We start from the raw sequence: 20,301 nt of genomic DNA, 5'->3' as shown, positions 1-20,301 counted from the left end.
TAATATTCCTCCTGGGAAGACATGTTATAAATTATTTACCTCACGTATAAGTTCTTCTACTAAATCTTCTTCCTTAACAGTTTTAATTATTTTACCTTTTTTAAATATGAGCCCAACTCCATCTCCGCCAGCGATACCAATATCAGCTTCTCTTGCTTCGCCTGGCCCATTGACTACGCATCCCATTACTGCAATTTTTATATTTTTATTGCAAAATTCCAATCTCTTTTCTACTTCATTCGTAATCTTTATAAGATTAATTTGTGTTCTACCACATGTTGGACACGATACAAATTTAATCCCATCATCTATATAACCTAATGATTTTAGGATTTCTATTCCAACCTTAACCTCATCTACTACATCTCCAGTTAGTGATACCCTAATAGTATCCCCTATTCCTTCAGATAGTAGGGCTCCAATTCCAACACTTGATTTTATTGTTCCTCTCCAAGTAGTTCCAGCCTCAGTAACTCCAAGATGAAGTGGATAATCTACCTTGCCCGATAATAATTTATAACTTTCAATCATCATAACAACATCTGATGATTTTATAGAAATAACTATATCATAAAAATTTAAACTTTCAAGTATCTTAACATGTTTTAGTGCACTTTCAACTAAAGCCTGCGCACATACATGACCATACTTTTGAAGAATATCTTTTTCGAGTGATCCTGAATTCACCCCAATTCTAATTGGTATACCCTTAGCTTTAGCCGCATCTGCCACTAATTTTATTCGATCAATGCTTCCAATATTACCGGGATTAATTCTTAGTTTAGATACTCCATTCTCAATAACTTTTAATGCTAGCCTATAATCAAAATGTATATCTGCTACCAATGGTATATGAATTCCCTTCATTATATCTTTAATCGCCTCAGCAGCTACCATATCGGGCACCGCACAGCGCACAATGTCACAGCCTACCTTTTCTAACTCAAGTATTTGTTTTATCGTAGCCTCTGCATCTCGAGTATCAGTGTTCGTCATTGATTGCACTGCAACCTTTGAATTACCACCTATATATATATTACCAATTTTGATTTTTTTTGTTTTTCTAGCTTTCATAATTTTCATCTCCTAAAATTTTAGCGGACTAACTATATCTTTAATAACTACTACCACCATTAACGCCATCAAAAACATAAATCCAATATAATTTATTGTTCCCACCTTATTATCATCTAATTTCTTACCTGATATTATTTCAAATAACAACATAAAAATCCATCCTCCATCTAAGGCTGGGAAAGGTATTATATTAAATATTCCTAATTGCACACTCATTAATGCAGTAAAGTAAAGTAGCGTTGTAAATCCACTTTGTGCAGCTTTAGTTGAAATTCTCATTATACTTATAGGTCCACCCACATCAGAACTTGAAAACTGACCCTTAAACATGGTACCAAAAACACCAAAAGTTTGTTTTGCAGTATCAACAGTTTGGCTAAATCCGTATCCTACCGCTTCTCCAAAGTTTAATTTTTTTTCTAAGCCGGAAGTAGCAATTCCTATCATATATCTATCTTCCTTCAAATTTTTAACTGGTTTTAAAGAAATATCTATTAACTTTGAATCTCTAAGTACTTCAATATTCATACTTTGGCCTTTAGATACATAAACAATATTTATAAATTCATCCCATCTATTTATTTTAACTTTATCAATTTTAGTAATTTTATCTCCTACCTTTAGTCCAGAATGCATAGCTGGGCTATTAGAAACTACTTGCCCTATTATTGGTAATACATATCCTTTTGCAGCACCTACAATAGCAAATAAAACTACTGCCAAGACTAAATTCATAATTGCTCCAGCGGAAACTATACTTAGCTTTTGAACTGGTGTTTTATTAGTGAAAGATCTAGGATCACTGCTGCTTTCTTCTTCACCTTCCATTTTAACATATCCACCAACAGGAAACGCTTTAATTAAATACTCTGTTTCCTTTCCTTTTATTCCAAACAGTTTCGGACCCATTCCTAAGGAAAATTCGCTTACCGTTACCCCATTTAACTTGCACATAATAAAATGACCCAATTCATGTATTATAACTAAAAGACTAAAAGCTAAAACAGCCATAATAATATATGGTATATTAGGTAAAATACTACTCATAACCATTTTCCTCCCTATTTTCCATCATAATTATTTTTTATATATTCCCTAACCTTTAAATCAACGTCTAAAATTTCTTCTAGAGTTGGTTTAATCTTGTGATCAAACTTATTCATACATTTTTCTATAATATCTTCTATTTGGAGATATCCGATTTTATAGTCTAAGAATAGTCCAACAGCTACCTCATTTGCAGCATTCATAATAGCCGGCATATTTCCACCCATTTTAGCTGCTTTCAATGCTAATTTAAGACATTTAAATGTATCACTATCAGGTTTTTCAAAAGTTAATGTACCAATATTATAAAAATCTAATTTATCGATGACAGCACTGTTTCTCTTAGGATAATTTATAGCATATTGAATTGGAAGCCTCATATCAGTAGAACTCATTTGTGCTATTATGCTACCATCAATATACTCAACCATAGAATGTATTACACTTTGTGGATGTACTACCACTTGTATACTTTCATAATCCATTCCAAATAGCCAATGTGCTTCTATAACCTCAAGTCCCTTATTCATAAGTGTTGACGAATCAACTGATATTTTTTTACCCATTCTCCATTTGGGATGTTTAATCGCATCTTCTGGTCTTATATCTATTAATTGTTTTCTACTTTTGCCTCTGAATGGGCCACCAGATGCTGTTATTATTATCTTATTAACATTTTTAAGCTTATTTCCTTGTAAACATTGAAAAATAGCACCATGTTCTGAATCAACCGGTAAAATATTTACATTGTTTCTTTTAGCAGCTTCCATGACGAGTTCTCCCGCGGCAACCAGCGTTTCCTTATTAGCTAAAGCAATATCTTTTCCTGCATTAATAGCTTTTATAGTAGGGACGAGTCCTATCATTCCTACAACTGAAGTTACTACAACATCAACTTCAGGTAAAGTACTTATATAATTTAAGCCATCTAATCCATGCAATATTTCAGTTGGATACTTTTTAAAACTACAATATTTTTTAAGTTTCAATGAAGCCCCCTCATCCATCATGGCAACATATTTAGGTTTAAATTCCTCTATAATAGGTATTATTTTCTCATAATTAGTATTTGCAGAAATTCCAATAATAATAAAGTTTTTAATATCCGATCGAATAACATCTAAAGTTTGAGTTCCAATTGATCCCGTAACCCCTAAAATAGTAAGTTTTTTCATTTAATCTCTCCATCCCTATAATGCTATAATTTACAATTATTATGCCATTAAAATTAAAAATACTACTACTACACATTATATGTAATTATATTCCAAATAAAATACAATGTCTTTGTTAATATTTACAATTTTTTTCTATTATTTTGCATATTAGCAGTATTAAATATAACATAGTTATTTATTCATGGTGCTTTGTGTAATAATAAAATCATATAAAGTCATCAATGCCAATTCATTACGAATTATTTTTTTGCATTCTGCCCAAATATGATTTTTTTTAAGAAACAAACTATATAAATTTATATTTTTATTATAAATGTAATATAATAAAATACTACCACAGACACAAATAAAATGCTATCGAAACGATCTAAAATTCCACCATGTCCCGGTATAAGATTACTGTAATCCTTGGCCCCTACATACCTTTTTATCGACGATGCAATTAAATCCCCAAACTGTCCAAAAACGCCACATAAAACACCAATTATAGCATAATGATATAGTTCTATATTCACACCATATTTTGAAATAATATATCCATAAATTGTACATCCAATAATGCTTCCAAGCAAACCACCTATTGAACCTTCTATTGTTTTATTAGGACTAACTTTAGGACATAGCTTATGTTTCCCTCCTTTTCCTAAAATTCTTCCAGAATAATAAGCTAAAGTATCGCATCCCCACGAACAAATAAATATAATCCATACTAAATATTGACCGTAAGTCTTATTGTCTATAAACACTATAAAACTAAAAAACACTGCAACATACAGAAATCCAAATAACGTAAGCGCAACATCTACAAAATTATAACTTGTATAAACCACAGGAATACATAGCAGTAAAAAAATTGTTGCTATTAAAATGTATATATTAAAGCTTTGTAAAAAATCCTTGTTCATATTTAAATAATATAATATACATAACCCATATCCTATAAGTGCAATTGGCTTATAGTGTTTTTTTCTAGAAACTTTATAGAACTCGTACATACCAAAGATTGAAAGTACCATTACAATATATTTTAAATACACCCCGCCTAAAAATAAAAATATTATGAACGGAGCTAAAACAAGAGCACCTATATACCTATTATTCATGCTTATCTCCCCTATTTAACCTTTCCAAATCTTCTATCTCTTTTTTGATAATCTACTATTGCATTTTGTAACTGTTCCTCTTTAAAATCTGGCCAATTAATGTCTGAAAACCAAAGTTCTGAATAAGCGCTCTGCCAAAGCAAGAAATTACTTAATCTCAACTCACCACTAGGCCTTATTATTAAATCAGGATCTGGCATTTTACTTGTATACATATATTTTGAAAATAAGTCTTCATTTATTTGATCCTTAGATATTTTTTTGTTAATTAAATCTGATGAAATTTGTTTTACAGCATCTACTATTTCATTTCTTCCTCCATAATTTAAAGCAAGATTCAAAATTAGCCCTTTATTATTTTTTGTTTTTTCATAAGCATAATTTAATTCTTCCCTGCATATCAAAGGCAATTTCGAAATATCTCCAATAGAATTAATGACAACATCATTAGCATTTAATTCTTCAAATTCCTTTTTTAGATATTCAACTAATAACTTCATTAAAGAATCAATTTCTTTTATAGGTCTATTCCAATTCTCAGTTGAAAATGCATATAATGTTAAATATTTAACTCCTAATCTGTCACATTCTTTTACAATTTTTCTAATTGCTTCTACGCCGGCTTTATGTCCAAGTGCTCTAGGCAAATTTCGTTCTTTTGCCCATCTACCATTTCCATCCATTATAATTGCAATATGCTTAGGTATTTTAGTCATATCTAAGTCTGCTCTATTACTTATATCTTTATTCTTTTTTAAAAAAGCGAATAATTTTTTCAATAAAATTCTCTCCTTTTTACTAGTTATAGTATAATTTTAAATAGAACCTGCATAAATGCAGGTTCTATTTAAAATTAAGGACTAAACTGACATTATTTGTTTTTCTTTATCATCAATTATTTTATCTATTTCTTTAATAAATTTATCTGTTTCCTTTTGGATGATATCTTCTGTTTTTTTAACTTCATCTTCAGAAATTTCACTATTCTTTTTCAATGCTTTAATTTTATCATTAGCTTCACGCCTTGTAGTTCTTATTGCTATTTTACCTTCTTCTCCGGTTTTCTTAATAGTCTTCATTAAATTTTTTCTTGTTTCTTCAGTAAGCTCAGGAATAATTAATCTAATTGCAATTCCATCATTTGATGGATTTAATCCCAAATCAGATTTTAAAATAGCTCTTTCTATGTCTTTCATAGAAGATTTATCCCATGGCTGTATTAATAATACTCTCGATTCTGGTGCTGATATATTTGCCATTTGGCTTAATGGCACGAGACTACCATAACATTCAACATGAATCCTATCAAGCATTGCAGAATTTGCTCTTCCTGCCTTCATACTTGATAATTCGTGTTTTAAAGCAACAATCGATTTGTTCATTTTTTCATCAGCAAAACTAATAATTTCCTTAATCATAGAATTCCCTCCATTTTGTACTGGTTATTTAGCACAATCAGACACTAAAGTCCCGATTTTCTCCCCTAAGACAGCTTTTTTTATATTTTCTGGTTTATCAAGTCCAAAAACTAATATTGGAATATTATTATCCATACATAATGATGTAGCTGTAGAATCCATAACTTGAAGTCCTTTTTCAAGCACATTAATATAACTAAGTTTATCGAATTTTTTTGCATCATCGTATATATGTGGATCTTTATCGTAAACCCCATCAACTTTTTTAGCAAGAAGTATTACTTCAGCTTCTATTTCTGCTGCCCTAAGTGCAGCCGCTGTATCCGTTGAAAAATATGGATTACCTGTCCCTGCAGCAAATATAACAACTCTTCCTTTTTCCAAATGTCTCATAGCTTTTCTTCTTATAAATGGTTCTGCTACTGCCTTCATTTCAATGGCAGTTTGTACTCTAGTATTTACGCCAATATTTTCCAAAGAATCTTGAAGTGCTAGTGCATTAATACAAGTTGCCATCATTCCCATATAATCCGCAGTAGTCCTGTCCATACCATCACCACTTCTACCACGCCATATATTTCCAGCTCCAACAACTATACCTATTTCAACACCTAACTTAACCAGTTCCTTTATTTGAAGTGCTATAATATTTGTGAATTCAAAATCTATTCCAAATCCTGTATCACCAGCTAAAGCTTCTCCTGAAATTTTCAACATAATTCTTTTGTATTTAGCAACCTCCATAAACATTGTACCTCCTAAATTTAAAGTATTACCTATTTTAAAAAAGAGAACACTTTGTGTTCCCTTTAATTTTTATTTACCTTGCACTTGTCTTTGAACTTCTTCAGCAAAATTTTCTTCTTTCTTTTCTATACCTTCTCCTCTTTCAAATCTTACAAATCTTGTTACCTTTATCTCAGCACCAAGTTTTTTTGATTCTTCCTGAAGATATTTAGTAATAGTATAGTCAGCGTTCTTAACCCAAATTTGTTCAAGTAAACATACTTCTTTAAAATATTTATTAACTCTGCCCATAACCATTTTTTCTACAATCTTTTCTGGTTTTCCTTCGTTTATTGCTTGAACCCTGTATATTTCTTTTTCTTTTTCTAAAGTATCTTTATCGACACATGTATTATCTAAAAACAAAGGACTAGCAGCCGCAATTTGCATTGCAACATCTTTAGCAATTGTAATTAATACATCATCTTGTTTTTCGCATGCAAGTTCCACTAAGACGCCTATTCTTCCGCCACCATGAATATAGCTTTGAACAATACCGTTTTCAATAGAAAACTTTTGAAATCTTCTTACAGACATATTTTCGCCTAATTTTGCTATTAAAGCTGTAACTGCATCCTTAACAGTAATTGTTTCATCAGCTATATATTTTTCAGAAGTGAATTCATCTATTGTTGTTGAATCAGTTTGTGCTGCTTGTTTCGCCACGTTATTTGCTAAAGTAACAAACTCATTATTAATGGCAACAAAATCAGTTTCACAATTAACTTCTGCAACAGCTCCTACTTTCATATCTTCAGAAATATATGTACATACCAATCCCTCTGCAACTATTCTTCCAGATTTCTTAGCAGCTGCTGCCAACCCTTTTTCTCTTAAAAGTTCAATTGCTTTTTCCACATCACCATCTGTTTCACTTAGAGCTCTTTTACAATCCATCATTCCTGCTCCAGTTTTTTCTCTTAATTCTTTAACCATACTTGCAGTAACCATTATTACTTCCTCCTATTCCTATCTAGTTTAAAAGGTAAATGAAAGAATTAACTTCCACCTACCCTCACTATTACACCAATAACTATTCTATTAGATAAATATAAATACTATTCTTCAGTTAATTGTTCGCCTTGTCTTCCTTCTATAATGGCATCAGCTAATCTTTCAGTTATTAATTTAACTGCTCTTATAGCATCATCATTACCTGGGATTACATAATCAACTTCATCTGGATCACAGTTTGTATCGACTATTGCAACTACAGGAATTCCAAGGATTTTAGCTTCAGAAATAGCATTTTTTTCTTTTCTTGGGTCTACAACGAATAGAGCTCCAATTTTATTTGCATCCATGCTTCTAATTCCGCCTAGATTCTTTTCAAGTTTTTCTCTTTCATTAAGAAGGTGACTAACTTCTTTTTTAGGAAGAACTTCAAATGTTCCATCTTCTTCCATCTTATATAATGTTTCTAATCTTGCTATTCTTGTTTTAATTGTTTTAAAGTTAGTTAGCATTCCACCTAACCATCTATTGTTTACAAAATGCATTCCTGCTCTTACAGATTCAAATTTAATAGCTTCTTGAGCTTGTTTTTTTGTACCTACAAATAGAACATCCTTACCTTCTTCAGATACTGATTTAATGAAATCATATGCCTCATCTATTTTTCTAACTGTTTTTTGTAAATCGATGATATATATTCCGTTTCTTTCTGTAAATATGTATGGAGCCATTTTAGGATTCCATCTTCTTGTTTGATGTCCAAAATGTACACCTGCTTCTAATAATTGTTTCATTGATATAACTGCCATTAATAATAACCTCCTTGGTTTTTACCTCCATTACCATCATTTTATTAAAGACCAAATATTGGCACCCTTCAATAATTAAGTAATGTGTGTATTTTCTCACCTGTGTAGTATAACATAAGGTAATAATGTATTCAATAAAAATCTTTAATATAATTACATCTTTTATTGAATCAGAAGAATACTCTATTTATTAATATTCTCATTTCATACATATTTATACATTATCTATTGATTTTTTTTAAGGCAGAACAAAACTGTTCTGCCTTAAATTATTTTATTTTTTTTAATTCATCCATTAATTTCTCATTTAATATCTTAATATGTGTACCCTTCATTCCAAGTGATCTTGATTCTATTACTCCTGCACTTTCAAATTTTCTTAACGCATTAACTATAACAGATCTAGTTATTCCAACCTTATCTGCTATTCTAGAAGCTACAAGTAAGCCTTCACTGCCATCTAATTCATTAAATATATGTTGTACTGCTTCAAGTTCTGAATAAGATAACGTTCCAATAGCAAGTTGCACTACTGCTTTTTTTCTTGCTTCTTCTTCTATCAAATCATTTTTAGCCCTTAAAATTTCAAGACCAACTATCGTAGCACTATATTCAACTAAAACTAGATCATCATCTGTAAATCTTTTTTCGAATCTTGAAAGTAAAAGAGTACCTAATCTCTCTCTATTACCATTTATCGGTACTATAGTTGACAATTTATTTTCTATTGCACATTCCTTATCATCCTGGAATACGCAAATATTTTCATTTGTAAGATTTGCTTTCGTTTCATTAATATTAAGCAAACTATTATTGTAATCCTCTGGGAATCTCATGTTTTTTATGATTTCATCTTTTACGACTTCACACTCAAACCCACTTGATAAATCATAACCCAATATTTTTCCTCTTCTACTAATAATATATACATTACATTGCAATACATCGCTTAATAAGTTACATATATCATCAAAAACAACTGGTTCTGTTCCTGATTTTTGCAATATTTTATTCAACATTCTCGTTTTATCTAATAATGACACAATATTCCTCCTCATTTTGTTATAAATACAACTTATATTATTTGAACGAATTCACAAAGTCAATTTACTTTATAATTGGTATAATTCAAAATATTTTAAATTTTTAGAATCGTTTCGTTTATAATGATATCACAACATTCATTCTATATCAACAGTATTAATATATATTTCGACATTTTTTTTATCCAATATTTTTTTCTTTACTTTGTTATCCTAATTTTTCTTTTCTTCACTATTTTCTTCAATGTTTTCTTCCTCTTTATATTCCTTATGTTTACATTCTGCATTTGAACATTCCATATAATCACTTTTAGTTTTACTGTACCTTTTTACCATATATGTACCACACTCAGAACATTTTATATCAGTTGGTTCATGCCAACTTACAAAATCACACTTAGGATAATTACTGCAGCCAAAAAATTTAGTTCCTTTTTTACTTCTTCTTTCTAAAATTGTTCCACCGCACTTAGGACAAGGGACATCTAGTTCCTTAGTAATTGCTTTTGTGTTTTTACATTCTGGATAACCTGGACATGCTAAAAAATCGCCAAATCTTCCATGTTTTATTACCATAAACTTTCCACATTTATCACATTCTACCTCTGTAACTTCATCTTCAATTGTAATTTTAGCTATTTCTTTCTCTGCTATTTCAATATCTTCTTTAAGCGGTGTAAAAAAGTTATTAACTATGTTTTGCCATTTTTCTTGTCCTTCTTCTATATAATCTAAATTATTCTCCATTTGTGCTGTAAATTCTATATCTACTATTTGTTTGAAGTATTCACTTACTATATCATTTACAATATTCCCAAGCTCTGTAACCTCTAAAGCTTTATTATCTTTTTCTACATATCTTCTGTTAAGAAGTGTGGAAATAATTGGTGCATAGGTACTAGGTCTCCCAATACCATTTTCCTCTAATGTTTTTACAAGAGATGCTTCAGAAAATTTAGCGGGTGGCAAGGTGAAATGTTGTTTTCCCTCAGTATTTTCACTATACAAAATATCTTCTTTATTAAGTTCTGGAAACTTTAAAGTGTTTTCGTCCCCTTCTAAATCTTCACCATAAATTTTCCTAAATCCATCAAATGCTACTTTAGATCCAGATGCTTTAAGACTATACTCTCCATTTTGTATATCTATAGATACAGTGTCAAGTAAACATGTTTCCATTTGACTTGCTACAAATCTATTCCAAATCAATGTATATAATTTGTATTGTGGTGCTTTAAGTGTTTTCTTTGCAACTTCTGGCGTTATTTCAATATTGGAAGGTCTAATAGCTTCATGACCATCTTGTATATTTTTTTTACTTTTAAATATTCTTGGTGTACTTGGATAGTATTTTTCACCATATTTACTGCAAATAAAGTCTTTTGCACTTTCTTGAGCTTCCTGTGCAATTCTTGTGGAATCAGTCCTCATATATGTAATTAAACCTACCGTTCCATGTCCCTCTATTTCCATACCTTCATATAGTTGTTGAGCAATAGACATAGTTCTTTTGGTTGCAAAGTTAAGTTTTCTATAACCATCTTGTTGAAGTGTACTTGTTATGAATGGTGGTAATGGATTCTTAATTTTAGATGATTTCTTTATTTTACTCACAATAAATTCTTTTTCTTTAAGGTTATTAATAACCTTTTCACTTTCTTCCTTAGAATTTATTTCAAACTTCTCTCCACCCTTTGAAGTTAATTTAACATTTAATTTCTGAGAATCTCCTTTTTTATACAACTCACATTCTATAGTCCAATACTCTTTAGTTATAAATTTTTCTATTTCCTTTTGCCTATCACAAATTATTTTAAGAGTAACTGATTGAACCCTTCCTGCACTTAATCCCCATTTAACTTTTCTCCAAAGTATAGGACTAATCTCATATCCAACTAGTCTATCAAGTATACGCCTTGCCTGTTGAGCATCCACAAGTGTTGCATTTATTACTCTTGGAGATTTTATAGCGTTTTTAACAGCCGTTTTTGTTATCTCATTAAATTCTATCCTGCACTTATCTTTTTCGTCTATTTTCAATGCTTTCGCTAAATGCCATGCAATAGCTTCGCCTTCTCTATCAGGATCTGTTGCCAAATATATTTTATCGCTTTTTTTAGCTGCTTTTCTTAGTTTAGATAAAAGTTCACCTTTACCACGGATAGTTATATATTTAGGTTCATAATTATTGTCGATATCAACACCTAATTGGCTTTTAGGCAAATCTCTAACATGTCCCATAGACGCTTCCACCACATAGCTACTACCTAAATACTTCTTTATCGTTTTAGCTTTTGCAGGTGACTCAACTATAACAAGTTTTTGTCCCATCTTATCCCCTCCATCAATGTATTCTAATATAATCAACTTATATTTACTTATATTTTGTCGTTTACTCTTACATAATAGTTTCCTGCTAGACATAATATTTCATTTTTAATCTGCATTTCAAATAATACCTCATATAATTGTTTTATGTCAATGCTAGTTATTCTAATAATGTCATTAATGTGTAACGGGCTATCGCTTATAATGCTATATATTTTTTCATTAATTTTACTATTTAAAGATTTTGCAGTGACGCTTTTTTCTTTTTTAATCTCTATTCCTAGTAAATTATATATGTCATTACTAGATGTAAGCGGGAATGCTCCATCTTTAATTAACTTATTTGTTCCTTTACTTTCAAATGAAAATATAGACCCTGGCACAGCCATGACATCTTTACCTTGCTCAAGCGCTAAATTTGCAGTAATTAAAGAACCACTTTTCTCACCAGCCTCTATTACAATTATAATGTCACCAAGAGCACTTATAATTCTATTCCTTTGTGGAAAATTATAAGCATAGGGAGGCGTTCCTGGCAAGAATTCCGAAATAACAGCACCCTTTTTAACTATTTCATTAAACATTTTAGAGTTTTCTTTAGGATATACTACATCCAGTCCTGAACCTAGAACTGCACAGGTGTATCCTTCATTTGTAAGACAACTCACATGAGCAAATGTATCAATGCCCTTAGCCATGCCACTAATAATATTAACTTTATTTACACATAAATCTGAACATATAATTTTAGTAACATCTTTACCGTAATTCGAATACTTTCTAGATCCCACTACAGAAATGTTAAACCCTTCATTCAATGGCATTATATTTCCTTTATAAAATAATGTATATGGCGCATCGTCATAATTTTTTAATTTTTGTGGATACTCATCTTCGTAGTATTGTACCGATTTTATTTCATTAGTTTCTAAATTTCTTCTTACATTATCAATTTTTTTGTCACTCCAAGCACAGGATAGGACGTTAATTAAATTATTATTAAAATATTCTGTTTTTTTATTATGTACACCATAATACCATATTTGCTGCGTATTATGGAAATCATTTATTAATTTCAATTTTATTTTGGGGGATAATTTAACTAAAGAGAACCATATATCGTAGTCATTCATCCTTTTGCTATACCTCCTTTGTATTTTTTTATAACAACTATTTTTTATAACAATTTATATTAATAATTAAATCATTTTCTGGGCCACCAAAATTTGTTAAACTATCTGCTCATCAATAAATTTTCTATATTGCACCGCCTCAATTATATGTTTATCTAAAATATCCTTGCTTCCATCTAGATCTGCTATAGTTCTAGATACTTTAATGATTCTAGAATAAGCTCTTGTGCTAAGCGCAAATTTATTGTACATTAATTCAAGAATTTTACTTGCCTTTTTATCTATAATGCAATACTTTTTAATTAATTTTTGGTTCATCTCTGCATTGCAGTTTATTTCTTCGGTACTAAAACGGTTTTCTTGAATATTTCTTGCCTCTACAACCCTTTTTTTAATAACATCAGATTTTTCACTACTTTTTCCACTAATTATTTTATTATAAGGCAAAAAATTAACTGCCGTAAATATATCAATTCTATCTAATAATGGGCCACTAAGCTTACTCAAATACCTTCTTCTTTCATATTCACTACAACTACATTGCCGCACGTAAGATCCATAGTATCCGCAAGGACATGGATTTAATGCGCTTACAAACATAAAATTCGATGGGTATTCTATAGTTCCATTAACTCTTGAAATAGTTATTTTCCTCTCCTCTAATGGTTGCCTTAGTACCTCTAATACATTCTTTTTAAATTCTAATATTTCATCTAAAAATAATACCCCCTTGTGAGCTAAAGAAATTTCCCCGGGTATTATCTTATTTCCACCGCCAACTAAAGCAATCCGTGAAATAGTATGATGAGGACTTCTAAAAGGACGTTGCAAAACAATTCCTTCATTATCACAAAGCTTACCAGAAACGCTATATATTTTTGTAACCTCAAGTGACTCCTCTTGACTTAAAGATGGTAGTATACTAGAAATTCTTTTAGCCATCATTGATTTACCTGAGCCCGGTGGACCATACATAAGCAAATTATGTCCTCCAGCAGCGGCCACTTCAATTGCACGTTTTGAACTTTCCTGCCCCATAACATCCGCGTAGTCTAACTCTTCATTAATTAGTATTTCTATATCTTTCCCTCGTTCATAAGGCATTAAATCCTTATAGTTTAAAAAATCTACTACTTGCTTTAAATTGTCCAAAGGAAATAACTTTGCAGCTTTAACAAGACTACATTCTCTTGCATTATATGTGGGCACTATGAATTTTTCAATTTTGTTTTCAATTCCTTCCATAACTACAGGTAAGGCTCCACGTACTTTCTTCAATTTACCTGACAATGATAATTCTCCAATAAAAAGATAATCATTAATATCACTAACATTTATTTGTTTAGTTGCAAGAAGAATGCCTATCGCTATTGGCAAATCAAATAGTGATCCTTCTTTTCTTAAATCAGCCGGTGCTAAATTTATAGTTATTCTATTTACTGGAAAATCAAATCCTGAATTTAGTATTGCAGAACGCACTCGTTCTTTTGATTCTTTAACAGATATATCTGCAAGCCCAACTATATTTAATGCCGGTAGTCCCCTCGTTATATCAATTTCAACAGTAACTATAACACCTTTAATTCCTGTAAACGCTGCTGACATAATTTGTATTGCCATATTATCACCCTTACCTTTATTATTTCCTACTTCATATTACATAATTATTGACATAATTATAAATAAAATAACCTTACTTAAAATTTATTTTTTAATTGTTTATAACTTTTCATTATTCATAGTCATATTCACATAGTCAAATAGTATTAGACATCGAAAGTATATTTTCCCTTCTTTATACTTTCGCAATCTGATTATATTTGTTACAATTAGTAATAAGCGTCTTTATAATTAAATTTTAGTTGTGAGTTTAAAACATTAAATAAGATTTTAGTGATGACATTAATAATTATTATGGCTTATTTATTACCAATACTTACAATTACATTATACGAGGAGGTAATAAAATGGCTTTAAAATTAGACATGGTTCAAGCAGCATCCCTTGCTGTTGTTGTTCTATTCATAGGACAAAAAATTAAAAATAAGCTGGTTTTTTTGGATAAGTACTGTATCCCCGCTCCGGTGATTGGAGGATTAATCTTTGCAATAATTACTTTAATACTAAAGGTGAGTAACATATTAATTTTTGATATGGATATAACACTTCAAAAATTATTTATGACAGTCTTCTTTACAACTATCGGACTTACTGCAAGTCTTAAATTACTAAAAAAAGGTGGAAAAGGGGTTTTAATATTTTTAGGTATATCCGTAATACTATGTGTTCTTCAAGATATCACAGGTGTCACCCTTGCTAAAATATTTGGTCTAAATCCCCTTATAGGCCTTTCTACAGCTTCTGTTCCTATGGTTGGCGGGCACGGAACTGCCGGTGCCTTTGGTCCAATATTTGAAAAAGCGGGTGCCATAGGTGCAAGTACTGTAGCTCTTGCATCCGCAACATTTGGTTTAGTAATGGGAAGTATTATTGGTGGACCTATAGGAAAGCGATTAATAGAAAAAAACAATCTTTCGTATCCTATGAAAATCAATAATTCAAATACACAAAATGAAATGATAAAAACAGAAGAAAATAGTAATCATAATAGTAAGCTTCTAAGTACTGATAATTTTATGAGTGCAGCTGCTGAAATTTTATTAGCAATGGGAATAGGTACAATTATATCAGTAATTCTAGAAAAGACAGGTATGACTTTCCCGTCATACATCGGAGCTATGTTTGCAGCTGCAATTATGAGAAATATAGCTGATGCTACAAATGCGTATAAAGTTCATGAAGAAGAATCTGATATTATAGGAGAAATTTCATTATCTTTATTCTTAACTATGGCATTAATGGGCTTAAAGTTATGGCAATTATCAGCTTTAGCGTTGCCTCTAATAGTAATGTTACTCGCTCAAACAATTCTTACAGGATTGTTTTGCTATTTTATAACCTTCAATGTTATGGGAAGAGATTATGATTCAGCCGTAATTGTTTCTGGCAATTGTGGATTTGGTATGGGTGCAACGCCAAATGCAATGGCAAATATGGGAGCTATGACAACAAAATATGGTATTTCTCAAAAGGCATTTTTTATTGTACCCTTGGTCGGAAGTTTATTTATAGATTTCTGTAATGCAGGTGTCATTACAACGTTTATGAATCTTCTCTCACAATAAACAACTTTCAAATGCATTTGTTTTTTCTTTAGTTATAGCCTATTCAAAATAGGCTATTGTAAATTATAAATTATTAAGGGAGGGTTTTTTCATGAAAGCTTTTAACAAAGACATTGGAAAATTTGGTGAAGAAATAGCAGAAAACTTTTTGAAAAATTTAAACTACAGAATAATAGAGAAAAACTTCAGATGCAAATGCGGTGAAATTGACCTAATAGCCGCATCTAAAGATTATATTTGCTTTATCGAGGTAAAAACAAGATATGGTATAAATTTTGGAATACCAGCAGAATCGGTTACTATTTATAAGCAGCATAAAATTTATAAAACAGCTCAAGTTTATATCTTAAAGAAAAATATTATAAACAGTAATTTTAGGTTTGATGTTATTGAAGTATTATTAAATAGAGATAATAATGATTTTTTAGTTAATCATATTGAAGACGCTTTTCAATTATAAATTTTAATATAATTAAAACAAATTTTACAAATACACTTATTAAATTTCAAAGTGTATTTGTAAATTTTTTATTAATTTATTCTAAGATTTTTGTTAAAAAACTTTTTCTATGTATAGGAGTAATTCCAAACTTTTTTATCGCAAATACATGTCCCTGGGTACCATACCCAACATTTCTATCAAATCCATAATCCGGATATTTTTCATGATATTCCACCATTAATTCATCTCTATATACCTTTGCAATTATAGAAGCACAAGCTATACTTATGCTCAATGTATCGCCTTTAATTACAAATTCGTTTAAATTAGGATAATTTTTTATTCTATATCCATCAGATAAAACTAAATCGGGTTTAATAGTTAGCCCTGCACATGCTTCTAAAAATACTTGATTATTGCACCAAGCAATTCCTTTTTCATCAATTTGCTTATTATCAATAGCGATAATAGCGTAAGCTAATGCCCTTTCTTTAATAATAAGAGAAAGTTCTTTTCTGCAAGCTATTGACAATTTTTTAGAATCATTTGCTCTTAATATTAAGTCCTTATCTTCAACTGATTTTGAATCAAATAACACTGCAGCTGCAACTATTGGACCCGCTAAAGGGCCTCTACCAACCTCATCTACCCCAGCAACATATCTAAAGTTACCAAAACTTCTATCAAAATCATACATTTTCCTTACTCTTTGAATTTCTTTTTCTTTTAGCGCTAGCACTTTAGACATTTTAGTTCCTAGTTTTTGAACAGTTTTTCTCTTATCTTGCAAAAGTCTGTCTAATATACTTCCGTTTTTACCTTTTTTGAAAACGTTTTCAATATCTTCTACACTAAAAACATATTCTTTTACTTCTTTATAATTCATGCTTGAAAAATCAACATTAAACTTCATATTATTCCTCCTTTATAACCATCAAAACATTAAATTTAACATCTTAAAAATATTAGAACACTTGGCCAATATTTTTAAGATACCTTTATACTTTTAACCAATATTTGCATATAATAACTTATATGTATAAACCTAATCTTCCTTTACTCTCTCTAGAGATATTGCTCCTAATTTACCACCTCTAAATTCATCTAAAAGCATAACTGCTACTCTGTTATAGTCAATATTTCCCCCTGAAATCACAGCTCCCCTCTTTTTAGCTATATTGTCTAAGTTATCTAAAGGATTTTCCATGATTTCTGTAAGTTTATATCTTTCAATTAATCTGTCTGCATTATTAATCTGAAGTCTTTCTACTAATCTAAGTGCTAATTCTTCTATATCTATAACTTCATCTTTTACAGCTCCTGTAAATGCCAAATTAAGCCCAACAGTCTCATCTTCAAATCTAGGCCATAACACACCTGGAGTATCCATTAGTTCTATTCCCAATGTAGTTCTTACCCATTGCTTACTTTTAGTAACTCCTGGTCTATCGCCAGTTTTAGTAATGTTATTTTTTCCTAGTTTGTTTATAAAAGAAGATTTGCCAACATTAGGTATTCCTACTACCATAACTCTCGTAACTATATTAACTAAACCTTTTTTTCTTTGCCTATCATGTTTTTGTTTCAATAACTCGTCAAGTGTGATTTTTATACTTTTTAAACCTTGACCTGTAATACAATTTACAGCGAGTGGCCTTACATTATCAGTTGTAAGTTTTTCAATCCATTGTTTAGTAACCTTATCTTCTGCTAAATCACTCTTATTTAACAAAATAACTCTAGGTTTGTCTTTACATATTTCATCGATTTGTGGATTTGCACTCGATTTAACTATCCTTGCATCTCTAATTTCTATTACAGCATCAACAAGTTTTAAGCTCTCGCCAATTTGTCTTCTAGTTTTCGCCATATGTCCTGGAAACCAATTTATGGTCATAGCCATATTTATCTAATCCTCCCTATTCGATTGAATGGATAAAGCCTTGTAACTACTTTTCCGTGCAAAAGATTGAGTTTTATTTTTTAATACTAATTAATAACTTTCCCATTTATGTATGTTACATTATAGTTAAATGTAAAAAGGGACTTTTCAGCCCCCCCAATTCTATCTCATTCTTTCTTTAACCTTAGCAGATTTACCAACTCTATCTCTTAAGTAGAATAGTTTAGCTCTTCTAACTTTACCTAATCTTACAATTTCAATTTTTTCAATTACTGGAGAATTAACTGGGAATGTTTTTTCAACACCAACACCAGATGCTACTCTTCTTACTGTGAAAGTTTCTCTTAAACCGCCATTTTGTCTTTTAAGAACGGTTCCTTCGAATACTTGAATTCTCTCCTTGCTACCTTCACGGATTTTGATGTGAACCTTAACAGTATCACCTACATTAAATACTGGTAAATCAGTTCTAATTTGCTCTGCTTCTATTGATCTTATAATTTCTAACATGTGCATTCCCTCCTAAAATTTTATTGTGACGTTCGTAATCATTATGTTATGACAGAGGAGCGCCCGTACTAGCACAAACTATATTTTATCATAAATATAGTTATATATCAACATAAAACATCTTTTATTCTTATAAACAAGCTATTTAATTTTCAAATAACTATTCATTATTCTATTTTATGTTTGTCACTTAATAATTTTTTATCTTCTTTCGTAAGCTTAAGTTTTTGAAATAAATCTTTCCTTTTTTCCCTGGTGATTAGGAGTGATTGTAGCCTTCTCCATTTTCTTATATTTTCATGATGTCCGGATATTAAAACGTCTGGGACCTTTTTTTCTTCAAAACATTCTGGTCTTGTATAATGTGGGTACTCAAGTACACCATCATAAAAAGATTCCTCTGTATAACTCTCCGCGCAAGATAATACTCCCGGAATTAGCCTACAAATGCTATCAACAATAGGAATACATGCCATTTCTCCACCAGTCAAAACAAAATCTCCAAGGGACATTTCCATATCTATATACTCATAAGTTCGCTCATCAATACCCTCATAGTGACCACATACAAATATTAGTTCTTTTTCCTTACATAATTCTTTTGCAATATCTTGGGTAAATGTAATTCCTCTTGGTCCTAAAAATATTACTTTCCCTTTATTAGCTAATTTAACATCTCTAATTGAGTCAACTAATGGTTGAACTTGCATCACCATACCAGCTCCACCACCATATGGAGAATCATCTACTTTTCTATGTTTGTCAATCGTGTAATCGCGAATATTATGAGATGTAATATTAAGTATGTTTTTATCTATTGCTTTTCCAATCATACTATAATTAAATATTTCAAACATTTCAGGAAATAAAGTTAATATGTCTATTTTCATTCTTGCCATTCTTTTACTGGTTTAATTATTATTATATGTTTATTAATATCTACGCTAACTACAATATTCTTAAGTACTGGAATAAGTAATTCTTCTTTTCCTTTAACCCAGTATACATCATTCCCTGGTGTATTAAGAACATCAAATACCTTACCTAGTTCTTCTTCTGATCCTTCTTCGAATACACTACAATCAAGCAAATCAGCAACATAGTAGCTTCCTTCTGTTAACTTAACTGCATCTTCTCGTTTAACCATCAGATACTTGTTTCTATATGTTTCTGCTTGTTCTATGGTATCTATGCCTTCAATCTTAAGTATTGCTTTATCTGCTTGAAGTTTACAACCCTCAACCTTTCGAATCTCACCATCTATATACACATTTTTTAATTTTTTAAATCTTTCAAGACTATCAGTTAACGAAAAAACTTTAACTTCACCTTTTAATCCGTGTGTTTTCCCTATTGTACCTACGCTCATAAATTCTTTCATTTAA

Annotated in this window: 20 protein-coding genes; 2 read left to right on the top strand and 18 right to left on the bottom strand. The window is 30.5% G+C overall.

From position 1 onward, the window contains the following. Window positions 1-24 precede the first annotated feature (24 nt). From ispG to Q0649_RS03715, 13 genes are all read right to left on the bottom strand, one after another. Window positions 25-1,074, bottom strand: a complete 1,050-nt coding sequence (gene ispG / locus Q0649_RS03775; protein WP_298837541.1) for a flavodoxin-dependent (E)-4-hydroxy-3-methylbut-2-enyl-diphosphate synthase — start codon at window positions 1,072-1,074, stop codon at window positions 25-27. A gap of 12 nt (window positions 1,075-1,086) precedes the next feature. After that, window positions 1,087-2,124 (bottom strand): RIP metalloprotease RseP, encoded by a 1,038-nt coding sequence (rseP, locus tag Q0649_RS03770; RefSeq protein ID WP_298837539.1) that lies wholly within the window; start codon window positions 2,122-2,124, stop codon window positions 1,087-1,089. Window positions 2,125-2,138: 14 nt separating this feature from the next. Then, complete coding sequence (gene dxr / locus Q0649_RS03765; protein ID WP_298837536.1) at window positions 2,139-3,299, bottom strand: 1-deoxy-D-xylulose-5-phosphate reductoisomerase; 1,161 nt, start codon at window positions 3,297-3,299, stop codon at window positions 2,139-2,141. 299 nt (window positions 3,300-3,598) lie between these two features. Continuing rightward, on the bottom strand, window positions 3,599-4,405 hold the full coding sequence (locus tag Q0649_RS03760) for a phosphatidate cytidylyltransferase (protein ID WP_298837534.1): 807 nt from the start codon (window positions 4,403-4,405) through the stop codon (window positions 3,599-3,601). 11 nt (window positions 4,406-4,416) lie between these two features. Beyond that, a complete protein-coding gene (locus Q0649_RS03755) occupies window positions 4,417-5,121 on the bottom strand; it encodes an isoprenyl transferase (RefSeq protein ID WP_298837613.1) in 705 nt (234 codons plus the stop codon). A 144-nt stretch (window positions 5,122-5,265) separates the two neighbouring features. Next, window positions 5,266-5,823, bottom strand: a complete 558-nt coding sequence (frr, locus tag Q0649_RS03750) for a ribosome recycling factor (RefSeq protein WP_298837531.1) — start codon at window positions 5,821-5,823, stop codon at window positions 5,266-5,268. Window positions 5,824-5,847: 24 nt separating this feature from the next. Continuing rightward, a complete protein-coding gene (gene pyrH, locus Q0649_RS03745) occupies window positions 5,848-6,567 on the bottom strand; it encodes a UMP kinase (RefSeq protein WP_298837528.1) in 720 nt (239 codons plus the stop codon). Window positions 6,568-6,639: 72 nt separating this feature from the next. Beyond that, window positions 6,640-7,560 carry a translation elongation factor Ts gene (gene tsf, locus Q0649_RS03740; protein WP_298837525.1) on the bottom strand — a complete coding sequence of 307 codons (921 nt, stop codon included), beginning with the start codon at window positions 7,558-7,560 and terminating at the stop codon, window positions 6,640-6,642. Between the two features lie 107 nt (window positions 7,561-7,667). After that, window positions 7,668-8,372 carry a 30S ribosomal protein S2 gene (gene rpsB, locus Q0649_RS03735; RefSeq protein WP_171296921.1) on the bottom strand — a complete coding sequence of 235 codons (705 nt, stop codon included), beginning with the start codon at window positions 8,370-8,372 and terminating at the stop codon, window positions 7,668-7,670. A gap of 269 nt (window positions 8,373-8,641) precedes the next feature. Beyond that, window positions 8,642-9,418 (bottom strand): GTP-sensing pleiotropic transcriptional regulator CodY, encoded by a 777-nt coding sequence (codY, locus tag Q0649_RS03730; protein WP_298837611.1) that lies wholly within the window; start codon window positions 9,416-9,418, stop codon window positions 8,642-8,644. A 210-nt stretch (window positions 9,419-9,628) separates the two neighbouring features. After that, a complete protein-coding gene (gene topA / locus Q0649_RS03725; RefSeq protein ID WP_298837509.1) occupies window positions 9,629-11,746 on the bottom strand; it encodes a type I DNA topoisomerase in 2,118 nt (705 codons plus the stop codon). A 47-nt stretch (window positions 11,747-11,793) separates the two neighbouring features. Further along, entirely contained in the window at window positions 11,794-12,876 is a 1,083-nt protein-coding gene (gene dprA / locus Q0649_RS03720; protein WP_298837506.1) for a DNA-processing protein DprA, read from the bottom strand. A gap of 96 nt (window positions 12,877-12,972) precedes the next feature. Beyond that, window positions 12,973-14,496, bottom strand: coding sequence for a YifB family Mg chelatase-like AAA ATPase (locus Q0649_RS03715; protein WP_298837504.1), 1,524 nt, complete (start codon window positions 14,494-14,496; stop codon window positions 12,973-12,975). Window positions 14,497-14,843: 347 nt separating this feature from the next. Here Q0649_RS03715 and gltS point away from each other — a divergent pair, with 347 nt between their 5' ends. Beyond that, window positions 14,844-16,061: a sodium/glutamate symporter gene (gene gltS, locus Q0649_RS03710; protein WP_298837501.1), complete on the top strand. Its 1,218-nt coding sequence runs from the start codon at window positions 14,844-14,846 to the stop codon at window positions 16,059-16,061. Window positions 16,062-16,152: 91 nt separating this feature from the next. Next, the gene (locus tag Q0649_RS03705) at window positions 16,153-16,521 is read left to right on the top strand and encodes a YraN family protein (RefSeq protein WP_298837498.1); all 369 of its coding nucleotides are present in this window, start codon (window positions 16,153-16,155) and stop codon (window positions 16,519-16,521) included. A gap of 76 nt (window positions 16,522-16,597) precedes the next feature. On the opposite strand, the gene Q0649_RS03700 is transcribed toward Q0649_RS03705, so the two are convergent. From Q0649_RS03700 to rimM, 5 genes are all read right to left on the bottom strand, one after another. Further along, window positions 16,598-17,416, bottom strand: a complete 819-nt coding sequence (locus Q0649_RS03700; protein ID WP_298837495.1) for a ribonuclease HII — start codon at window positions 17,414-17,416, stop codon at window positions 16,598-16,600. A 132-nt stretch (window positions 17,417-17,548) separates the two neighbouring features. After that, window positions 17,549-18,400: a ribosome biogenesis GTPase YlqF gene (gene ylqF / locus Q0649_RS03695; protein WP_298837608.1), complete on the bottom strand. Its 852-nt coding sequence runs from the start codon at window positions 18,398-18,400 to the stop codon at window positions 17,549-17,551. Between the two features lie 168 nt (window positions 18,401-18,568). Further along, complete coding sequence (rplS, locus tag Q0649_RS03690) at window positions 18,569-18,916, bottom strand: 50S ribosomal protein L19 (protein ID WP_298837605.1); 348 nt, start codon at window positions 18,914-18,916, stop codon at window positions 18,569-18,571. A gap of 167 nt (window positions 18,917-19,083) precedes the next feature. Beyond that, complete coding sequence (gene trmD / locus Q0649_RS03685) at window positions 19,084-19,806, bottom strand: tRNA (guanosine(37)-N1)-methyltransferase TrmD (RefSeq protein ID WP_298837604.1); 723 nt, start codon at window positions 19,804-19,806, stop codon at window positions 19,084-19,086. Further along, the gene (gene rimM / locus Q0649_RS03680; protein ID WP_298837492.1) at window positions 19,803-20,297 is read right to left on the bottom strand and encodes a ribosome maturation factor RimM; all 495 of its coding nucleotides are present in this window, start codon (window positions 20,295-20,297) and stop codon (window positions 19,803-19,805) included. Before rimM ends, trmD begins: the two co-directional genes overlap by 4 nt. Window positions 20,298-20,301: the final 4 nt, after the last annotated feature.

Source organism: uncultured Clostridium sp. (assembly GCF_937920395.1).
GTDB lineage: Bacteria > Bacillota > Clostridia > Clostridiales > Clostridiaceae > Clostridium_AD.
Note: the sequence above shows the minus strand (reverse complement) of the source record. Positions and strands in the feature narration are given on the sequence as shown.

Coding starts and splice junctions, on each gene's coding strand:
- ispG (WP_298837541.1), bottom strand. CDS start 1,074: ATGAAAGCTAGAAAAACAAAAAAAATCAAAATTGGTAATATATATATA.
- rseP (WP_298837539.1), bottom strand. CDS start 2,124: ATGAGTAGTATTTTACCTAATATACCATATATTATTATGGCTGTTTTA.
- dxr (WP_298837536.1), bottom strand. CDS start 3,299: ATGAAAAAACTTACTATTTTAGGGGTTACGGGATCAATTGGAACTCAA.
- Q0649_RS03760 (WP_298837534.1), bottom strand. CDS start 4,405: ATGAATAATAGGTATATAGGTGCTCTTGTTTTAGCTCCGTTCATAATA.
- Q0649_RS03755 (WP_298837613.1), bottom strand. CDS start 5,121: ATGACTAAAATACCTAAGCATATTGCAATTATAATGGATGGAAATGGT.
- frr (WP_298837531.1), bottom strand. CDS start 5,823: ATGATTAAGGAAATTATTAGTTTTGCTGATGAAAAAATGAACAAATCG.
- pyrH (WP_298837528.1), bottom strand. CDS start 6,567: ATGGAGGTTGCTAAATACAAAAGAATTATGTTGAAAATTTCAGGAGAA.
- tsf (WP_298837525.1), bottom strand. CDS start 7,560: ATGGTTACTGCAAGTATGGTTAAAGAATTAAGAGAAAAAACTGGAGCA.
- rpsB (WP_171296921.1), bottom strand. CDS start 8,372: ATGGCAGTTATATCAATGAAACAATTATTAGAAGCAGGTGTACATTTT.
- topA (WP_298837509.1), bottom strand. CDS start 11,746: ATGGGACAAAAACTTGTTATAGTTGAGTCACCTGCAAAAGCTAAAACG.
- dprA (WP_298837506.1), bottom strand. CDS start 12,876: ATGAATGACTACGATATATGGTTCTCTTTAGTTAAATTATCCCCCAAA.
- Q0649_RS03715 (WP_298837504.1), bottom strand. CDS start 14,496: ATGGCAATACAAATTATGTCAGCAGCGTTTACAGGAATTAAAGGTGTT.
- gltS (WP_298837501.1), top strand. CDS start 14,844: ATGGCTTTAAAATTAGACATGGTTCAAGCAGCATCCCTTGCTGTTGTT.
- Q0649_RS03705 (WP_298837498.1), top strand. CDS start 16,153: ATGAAAGCTTTTAACAAAGACATTGGAAAATTTGGTGAAGAAATAGCA.
- Q0649_RS03700 (WP_298837495.1), bottom strand. CDS start 17,416: ATGAAGTTTAATGTTGATTTTTCAAGCATGAATTATAAAGAAGTAAAA.
- ylqF (WP_298837608.1), bottom strand. CDS start 18,400: ATGACCATAAATTGGTTTCCAGGACATATGGCGAAAACTAGAAGACAA.
- rplS (WP_298837605.1), bottom strand. CDS start 18,916: ATGTTAGAAATTATAAGATCAATAGAAGCAGAGCAAATTAGAACTGAT.
- trmD (WP_298837604.1), bottom strand. CDS start 19,806: ATGAAAATAGACATATTAACTTTATTTCCTGAAATGTTTGAAATATTT.
- rimM (WP_298837492.1), bottom strand. CDS start 20,297: ATGAAAGAATTTATGAGCGTAGGTACAATAGGGAAAACACACGGATTA.